4 protein-coding genes and 1 pseudogene are annotated in these 8,207 nt (G+C 73.6%); all 5 read left to right on the plus strand.

The window, feature by feature from the left end; genetic code table 11:
* The first annotated feature begins 37 nt into the window (after positions 1–37).
* On the plus strand, positions 38–1,969 hold the full coding sequence (locus tag LQ326_RS41865; protein WP_234544329.1) for an ABC transporter ATP-binding protein: 1,932 nt from the start codon (positions 38–40) through the stop codon (positions 1,967–1,969).
* Positions 1,966–3,834, plus strand: coding sequence for an ABC transporter ATP-binding protein (locus tag LQ326_RS41870; protein ID WP_234544330.1), 1,869 nt, complete (start codon positions 1,966–1,968; stop codon positions 3,832–3,834). The genes LQ326_RS41865 and LQ326_RS41870 overlap by 4 nt, the downstream gene beginning before the upstream one ends.
* Positions 3,835–3,857: 23 nt before the next feature.
* Positions 3,858–5,642: an ABC transporter ATP-binding protein gene (locus LQ326_RS41875; protein ID WP_234544331.1), complete on the plus strand. Its 1,785-nt coding sequence runs from the start codon at positions 3,858–3,860 to the stop codon at positions 5,640–5,642.
* A complete protein-coding gene (locus LQ326_RS41880) occupies positions 5,639–7,381 on the plus strand; it encodes an ABC transporter ATP-binding protein (RefSeq protein WP_234544332.1) in 1,743 nt (580 codons plus the stop codon). Before LQ326_RS41875 ends, LQ326_RS41880 begins: the two co-directional genes overlap by 4 nt.
* Positions 7,382–7,706: 325 nt before the next feature.
* Positions 7,707–8,207 (plus strand): annotated as a pseudogene (locus tag LQ326_RS41885) (M4 family metallopeptidase); the annotation flags it as partial.

Here is an 8,207-nt window from a genome sequence, read left to right on the forward strand (position 1 = left end):
GTAGGCGTTGTCAGTGCCGATCCGTAGGCTCGCCCTGATGCCTGCGAAACGTGCAACTGCCAAGGAACGCTCAGCCGTCCGTGTCCTGCTGCGCCTGTGGCCGTACGTGAGGCCGGTGCGGATGCGGCTGTCCGTCGCCGCGTTCGTGGCGATCGTCGCCTCCTGCACGGGGCTGGTGATCCCCCTGGTCCTGAAGTGGATGGTGGACGGCCCGGTGGCCGACCGCGATCCGGCCGGGGTGTGGCTCGGCGCGCTGTACCTGCTGCTGCTCGGCATCGCGGAGGCACTGCTCTTCGGCCTGCGCCGCTGGCTGGTCGCCCGGCCCCTCTCCCGTGTCGAGGCGGAGATGCGGGCGGACCTCTACGGTCATCTCCAGCGCCTGCCGGTCGCCTTCCACGACCGCTGGGCCTCCGGCCAGCTGCTCTCCCGGGCCACCACCGACCTGATGCTGCTGCGCATGTTCCTCGCCTTCCCGCTGACCTTCCTCCTGGTCAACGGGGTGACGATCCTCGTCGGCGTACTCATCATGCTGGCGCAGGACTGGACGCTGGGCCTGGTCATCCTCGGCCCCACGATCCCCGTGATCTTGATGTGCGCGATCTTCGAGAAGCGGTACGCGGGCGTGGCCCGGCTCGCCCAGGACCAGGTCGGCGACCTCACCACGGTGGTCGAGGAGAGCGTGCTCGGCATCCGCATCATCAAGGGCTTCGGCCGCCACCGCAGCCAGGCGCACGCGTTCCGCGAACTGGTGCGGACCCTGCGGGGCACGGAGCTGCGCAAGGCGCGGATGCTGGCGACGATCTGGGGCGTCATCGTGACCCTGCCGGAGGTGGCGATCGGGGCGGCGCTGCTGTGGGGATGTGTCCAGGTCGCGGAGCACGAGCTGAGCGCGGGGACGCTGGTGGCGTTCCTGTCGACGGCACTGGCGCTGAGATGGCCGGTGGAGTCGATCGGCTTCCTCCTGGCGATGAGCCAGGAGGCGGCAACGGCGACGGAGCGGTACTTCGAGGTGCGGGACGCGTGGCAGGAGGGCGCCGATGCGTCGTCGACTGCGGGTGCGCCGTCGACTGCGGGTGCGCCGGGGCTGGCCGCGCAGTTCCCCGCGCCCCTTCGGGGCGCTCCTCGACACGCGGCTGAACAGCGCCCCGTAAGGGGCGCGGGGAACGGCGCGACCAGCCCCCACCGGACCGCACCCGACAACGGCCCCCTCTCCTCCGCCCCCGAACCCGACGGCATCCGCTTCGAGAACGTGCGGTTCCGCTACCCGGACGCGGCCCCCGACTCGCCCCCGACCCTCGACCGGGTCGACCTCCACATCCGCCCCGGTGAGTCCATGGCCCTCGTCGGCGCCACCGGCAGTGGCAAGACCACGCTCACCGCGCTCATCCCCCGCCTGCACGAGGTCACCTCCGGGCGGATCACCCTCGACGGCCGGGACATCACGGCCATGCCCCGTGCGGAACTGCGCTCCCTCGTCGCCGTGGCCTTCGAGGAACCCACCCTCTTCTCCGCCTCCGTCGGCGAGAACGTGCTCATGGGGGCCGACGACGGCGCCGGGGCACCCGAGTTGGCACGGGCCCTCGCCGTCGCGCAGGCCGATTTCGCGCACGCCCTCCCCCAGGGCACCGGCACCCAGGTCGGCGAGCAGGGCCTCAGCCTCTCCGGCGGCCAGCGCCAGCGCCTCGCGCTCGCGCGGGCTGTCGTCGGCCGGCCCCGCTTCCTCGTGCTGGACGACCCGCTCTCCGCCCTGGACGTGCACACCGAGGCCGCCGTGGAGGCCGCCCTCCGCGACGTACTCGCCGACACCACGGCGCTGATCGTCGCCCACCGCCCCTCCACCGTCCTGCTCGCCGACCGCGTCGCCCTGCTCTCCGGCGGCCGGGTCACCGCCGTCGGCACCCACCACGAACTGCTGCGCACCAACGCCGAGTACGCCCACCTGATGTCCGGGGAGGATCACCGCCGATGACCGCCGCCACCTCCCTGCCCGCCCCCGACGAGGACGACGAACGCCCGCATCCGCAGACGGCGGGCACCGCCGGCGGCGACCCCTTCGACCGGGACGTCCTGCCCACCCCGCCCGGCGCCACGGCCACCCTGCTGCGCTCGCTCCTCGCCCCCATGAAGGCGCGGGTCGCCGGCACCACGCTCCTGCTGCTGCTCCAGCAGGCGGCGGTGCAGGCGGGCCCGCTGCTGGTGGCGTACGCCATCGACACGGCCGTACCGGCGTTCCGCCGCCACGACCACGGCCCGCTGTTCGCGGTGGCGGCCGGTTACGGCCTGAGCGCGCTGCTCGCCGGCGGCCTCCAGTACGCGTTCGTCCGGGCGTCCGCGCGCGTCAACCAGGATGTGCTGCTCGACCTGCGCGGCCGCATCTTCCGGCACGCGCAGGCCCTGAGCATCGACTTCCACGAGCGCTACACGTCCGGCCGCCTCATCTCCCGCTCCACCACGGACGTCGAGTCGCTGCGCGAGCTCCTGGCCGAGGGCCTCCAGGAGCTGGTCATGGTCATCCTGTCCTTCCTCTACATCTCGGCGATGCTGCTCTGGCTGGACCCGGGTCTCGGCGCGGTCGCGGTGGCCAGTTTCGTACCGCTGTACCTGCTGGTCCGGCTGTACCAGCGGCGCGCGGTACGGGTGTACAAGGCGCGGTCCACGGCGATCGCGGCGGTGATCGTGAAGTTCGTGGAGACGATGAACGGCATCCGCCCGGTGCGCGCGTTCCGCCGGGAGGCCGCCAACGACGCCGAGTTCGCCGTACTGAACCGCCGCCACGAGCGCACGAACGGCGACGCTCTCCTCGAAATGGCGCGGTACGTGGTCGGCTCCCGGCTGGTGGCCAACACCTCGGTCGCGGTGATCGTGCTGTGGGGTGCCTACCGGGTGGCGTCCGGCTCCCTGGAACTGGGCGTCCTGGCCGCTGCCGTCCTCTACCTGCGACGGCTGTACGACCCGATCGACCGCCTGGGCATGTTCCTCAACTCCTACCAGTCGGCCGCCGCCTCCCTGGAGAAGATCGCGGGTCTGCTGGCCCAGACCCCGTCCGTCCCGGAGCCCTCGGTGCCGAGGGAACTGCCCCCGCCGGCGACCGGACTCCCCGGCCGCGAGGTCGTCTTCGACGGGGTCAGCTTCGCCTACCGCACCGGCGGCGAGGTGCTCCCCCGCTTCGACCTCACCCTCCCGGCCGGGCAGACGGTCGCGGTCGTCGGCTCCACCGGCGCCGGCAAGTCGACGCTGGCCAAACTGCTCGCCCGCTTCTACGACCCCTCCACCGGCCGGGTCCTCCTCGACGGCGTCGACCTGCGCGAACTGACCGTGCCCGAACTGCGGCGCGGGGTCGTGATGGTCACCCAGGAGGCGTTCCTGTTCTCCGGCACGGTCGCCGAGAACATCGCCATCGGCCGCCCGGAGGCCACCCGGGAGGAGATCGAGCGGGCGGCGAAGGCGATCGGCGCCCACGAGTTCATCACCGCGCTGCCCGACGGGTACGACACGGACGTCCGCAAGCGCGGCGGGCGCATTTCGGCGGGGCAGCGCCAACTGGTCGCCTTCGCACGCGCCTTGCTGGCCGACCCCGCGGTGCTGATCCTCGACGAGGCGACCAGTTCGCTGGACGTCCCCGGCGAACGGGCCGTGCAGCGCGCGATGGCGACCGTGCTCAAGGGCCGTACGGCGGTGGTGATCGCGCACCGGCTGTCCACCGTGGAGATCGCCGACCGGGTGCTGGTGATGGAACACGGCCGCGTCGTCGAGGACGGCCGGCCGGCCGAACTCATCGCCGGCACGGGCCGGTTCGCCGATCTGCACCGGGCGTGGCGGGACAGTCTGGCGTAGCCGTGAGGACGGGGGTTGGCAGGGTGATCGACGCGTACGAGGATCCGGGCACGCCGGACACACGCGGCGGCTGGGCCTATCTGTGGTGGCTGGTGGCCCGCCAGCCGGGCCGCTCGCTGGCCGGGGCGCTGCTCGGCAGCGTCTGGCTGACGCTGATGGCCGGGACGCCGTACATGATGGCCCGGGCCGTCGACGACGGCCTGGTGCCGGGCCGTATGGGGGTGCTGGCCGGCTGGTCGGCGGCGATCTTCCTGCTCGGGGCGGTCAACGCGTGGATCAGCATCATGCGCCACCGCACGATGACCCGGGTGCGGATGGACGCCTATTTCCGCACCGTCAAGGTGGTCGTCGGGCACGCGGTACGGCTCGGCGCCGAGCTGCCGCGCCGGGCCGGTGCCGGGGAGATCGTCACGATCGGCGTCTCCGACGTGCACACCATCTCCCAGGCGCTGACCGTCGTCGGCCCCGGGGTGGGCGCGATCGTCGTGTACGCGGTGGTGGCCGGTCTCCTGATGCCGATCTCGCCCCTGCTGACCGGCGTGGTGCTGCTCGGGGTGCCGGTGGTGGCCCTGATCGCGGGCCCGCTGGCCCGGCGGCTGCAGGGCAGGGAGGCCGAGTACCGGGAACGCCAGAGCGTCCTCACGGCCCGCATCGGCGACCTTGCGGGCGGTCTGCGCGTCCTCAACGGCCTCGGCGGCAAGGACCTGTTCGCGGACGCCTTCCGCCGCGACTCCCAGCACCTGCGTGCCCAGGGCTACCGGGTGGGCGCGGTCGCCAGCTGGGTCCAGGCCCTCGGTATGGGCCTGCCGACGGTCTTCCTCGCCGTGGTCACCTGGATCGCGGCCCGCATGGCGGCCCGCGGCGACATCACGGTGGGTCAGCTGGTCTCGGTCTACGGCTATGTCGCCGTCCTGGTGGGCCCGGTCGCGTTCTTCCTCGACATGGGCTACCAGCTGAGCCGGGGCGTGGTGGCCGCCCGCAGGGTCGTACGTCTCCTGCGCCACGAGCCCCCACCGGACGAGGGCACCCGGCGGGCCCCGGCCGAACCGGCCGTCCTGCACGACCCGGAGTCGGGCGTACGGGTCCGCCCGGGCCGCCTGACGGCCCTGGTGGGCGCCAGCTCCACGGAGACGGGGGAGGTGGTGGACCGCCTGGGCCGCTACACCCCCTCCCACGTGACGTGGGGAGAGGTACGCCTGGACGCCGTCCCGCTGCCGGAGGTACGCACCCGCATCCTGGTGGCCGACAACGACGCCCACTTCTTCGCGGACACGCTGCGCAACGCAATGGGCGCCTACGACGCGCCCCGAAGGGGCGCGGGGAACTGCGCGACCAGCCCCCACTCACCCGCACCCGCCGACGCCCCTCAAGCCGCACCCCCGTCCGCCCCCCTCACCCGCGCCCTCCACGCCGCCGCGGCCGACGACATCGTCCAGGCCCTCCCCCACGGCCTCGACTCCGAACTCACCGCCCAGGCCCGCAACCTCTCCGGCGGCCAGCGTCAACGCATCCGCCTCGCCCGCGCCCTCCTCGCCGACCCCGAGGTCCTCCTCGCCGTGGAACCCACCTCCGCCCTCGACGCCCACACGGAGGCCCTCGTGGCGGAGCGCCTCCGCACCGCCCGCGACGGCCGTACCACTTTCCTCACCACCACCTCCCCCCTGATGCTGGCCCACGCCGACGAAGTGATCTTCCTGGTCGACGGCAAGGTCGCCGCGACCGGCACTCACGAGCGACTGCTCGACCACGCACCCGGATACCGGGCCCTGGTGGCCCGGGACACGCAGGACGAGGAGGTCGTACGGTGACGACGAGCCAGCTGCCCGTCGCCGGCCGCGCCGACGTCCGCCGGGCCACCCTCGGCCTGGTGAAGGCGGACCGCGGTGCCTTCGCCGCCGCCCTGCTGCTGAACGCGGCCGCGGCCGCCGCCGGCCTGGCCGGTCCGTGGCTGGTCGGCCGGATCGTGGACGAGGTACGGGCCGGCCGCGGGGTCGGCGCCGTGGACCACCTCGCCCGGTGGATCCTGCTCTGCTCCCTCGCCCAGCTGCTCCTCGCCCGCGCGGCCCGCTACCTGGGCCACCGCTTCGGCGAGCGGACCCTGGCCCGCGTCCGCGAGCGGTTCGTGGACCGGGCCCTCGCGCTGCCCGCGTCGGCCGTGGAGCGGGCCGGCACCGGCGACCTGACCGCGCGCGGCACGGGCGACGTGAGCACCGTAGGCACCACCCTGCGGGACGCCGGGCCGGAGCTGCTGGTCAACACGGTGCAGGCGCTGTTCGTGATGGGCGCGGTGTTCGTCCTCGACCCGGTGCTGGCCGCGTTCGGGGTGCTGGGCCTGACCCCGATCTGGTGCGCGCTGCGCTGGTATCTGCGCCGGGCCCGGGACGGCTATCTCACCGAGGGCGCGGCCACCTCCGGGGTCGCGGAGATCGTCACGGCGACGGTCACGGGCGCCCGTACGGTGGAGGCGTTCCGGCTCCAGGAGCAGCGGATCACGGCGAGCCGGGACGCGCTGGAGACCAACCGGAAGGCCCGCTTCTACACCCTGTGGCTGCGGACCGTGTTCTTCCCCGCCGTCGAGGTGTCGTACGCGGTGCCGGTGTCCGGCGTGCTGCTGATCGGCGGGCTGCTGCACGTGGGCGTCGGAGTGGTGGTGGCGGCGGCGCTGTATCTGCGGCAGTTCACCGAACCGCTGGACCAGATCCTGATGCGGGTGGAGCAACTCCAGTCCAGTGGCGCCTCGTTCGCGCGGGTGGAGGGGCTGGCGCGGGCCCCGCGGGTGGTGCCGGACGGCGCGGCGCCCGCTCCGGCGGACGACCGGATCGACGTGCGCGGGGTGCGGTACGCCTATGAGCGCGGCGGCGAGGTGCTGCGCGGGGTGGACCTCACGGTGCGGCCCGGGGAGCGGCTCGCGGTGGTCGGGCCGTCCGGCGCCGGGAAGACGACGCTGAGCCGGCTGCTGGCGGGCGTCGACGCGCCCGGCTCGGGCACGGTGACGGTGGGCGGGGTGCCGATCGCGGGGCTGGAACCGGAGCGGCTGCGCCGCCAGGTCGTCCTGGTCACCCAGGAGCACCACGTCTTCCTCGGCACGGTCCGGGACAACCTGCTGATCGCCGACCCGGCCGCGACCGACGCCGGTCTGTGGACGGCGCTGACCGCCGTCGGCGCCGACGACTGGGTGCGCGGCCTGCCCGACGGCCTGGACACCCCGCTCGGCACGGGCGGGGTGACCACCGACGGCTCCCGGGCCCAGCAGCTGGCGCTGGCCCGGGTGGTGCTGGCCGATCCGCACACGCTGATCCTGGACGAGGCGACCGCGTTGCTGGACCCGGCGACCGCCCGGCACACCGAGCGCGCCCTGGCCGCCGTGCTCGAAGGGCGTACGGTCATCGCCATCGCCCACCGGTTGCACACCGCTCATGACGCCGACCGGGTGGCCGTGATGGAGAACGGCCTGCTCACCGAAGTCGGCACGCACGACGAGCTGGTGGCGGCGGGCGGCGCGTACGCGGCGCTGTGGGCGACCTGGCACGGCGAGAAGGCGCCCTGAGCCGCAGTCACCGGCGCGGCCTCTGCCGCCTGCCGCCTGCCGCCCTTGACGCTCCCCGGTGATCCGCATACCGAACACGAACAGCCGGTCAACGAACGTTTTCCGGCCAAGTTCCTGACGTGGTCCTGACAGGTGGCGTTTTCTGCTGCCACTCTTCCCACGGCCGGCTCACAGCAACCCCACAGATTCGCCCCACCGCTGCTGTCGAGCCCGGTACTGCACACGCACACGGTTCCGCGTTCCGCCCAGTTCTGCCCGGCCGGCCCACCCGCCGTCCGGATCTCCCCTGGCCGTGCGACCCGCGGCCATGCAGAAGGAGTCAGTGTTGAGAAGCAGTTCCTCGCGCAGACGCACCCCCCACACCACCCCCCACAGCACGTACCGGCGCACCGCCGCCGTCGCCCTCGCGGGCGTCACCGCCCTGATCGCCGCCGCCGTCCAGTCGGGCACCGCCAGCGCCGCCCCGGCGGCCCCGCAGGCGGGCCGGGCCAACCCGGCCCACTCCGCCGTCAGGCTGTCCCCCTCGCAGCGCGCGGAGCTGCTCCGCGACGCGAGCGCCGAACGGGCCGCCACCGCCAGGGCGATAGGCCTCGGCGCCCAGGAGAAGCTGGTCGTCAAGGATGTCGTCAAGGACGCCGACGGCACCCTGCACACACGCTACGAGCGCACCTACGCCGGCCTCCCGGTGCTCGGCGGCGACCTGATCGTCGACACCGCCAAGTCGGGCGCCACCGAGCGGGTCGTCAAGGCGAACAGCCACACCCTCAAGGTCGCCGGCCTGACCCCGGCCAAGAGCGCGGCGAGCGCCGAGAAGACGGCCCTCGCG

Origin of the sequence: Streptomyces shenzhenensis (genome assembly GCF_021462265.1) — a bacterium.
GTDB classification, from domain to species: domain Bacteria; phylum Actinomycetota; class Actinomycetes; order Streptomycetales; family Streptomycetaceae; genus Streptomyces; species Streptomyces shenzhenensis.

Excerpts from the sequence above, each read along its gene's own strand:
- LQ326_RS41865 (WP_234544329.1), top strand. The coding sequence starts at position 38 with ATGCCTGCGAAACGTGCAACTGCCAAGGAACGCTCAGCCGTCCGTGTC.
- LQ326_RS41870 (WP_234544330.1), top strand. The coding sequence starts at position 1,966 with ATGACCGCCGCCACCTCCCTGCCCGCCCCCGACGAGGACGACGAACGC.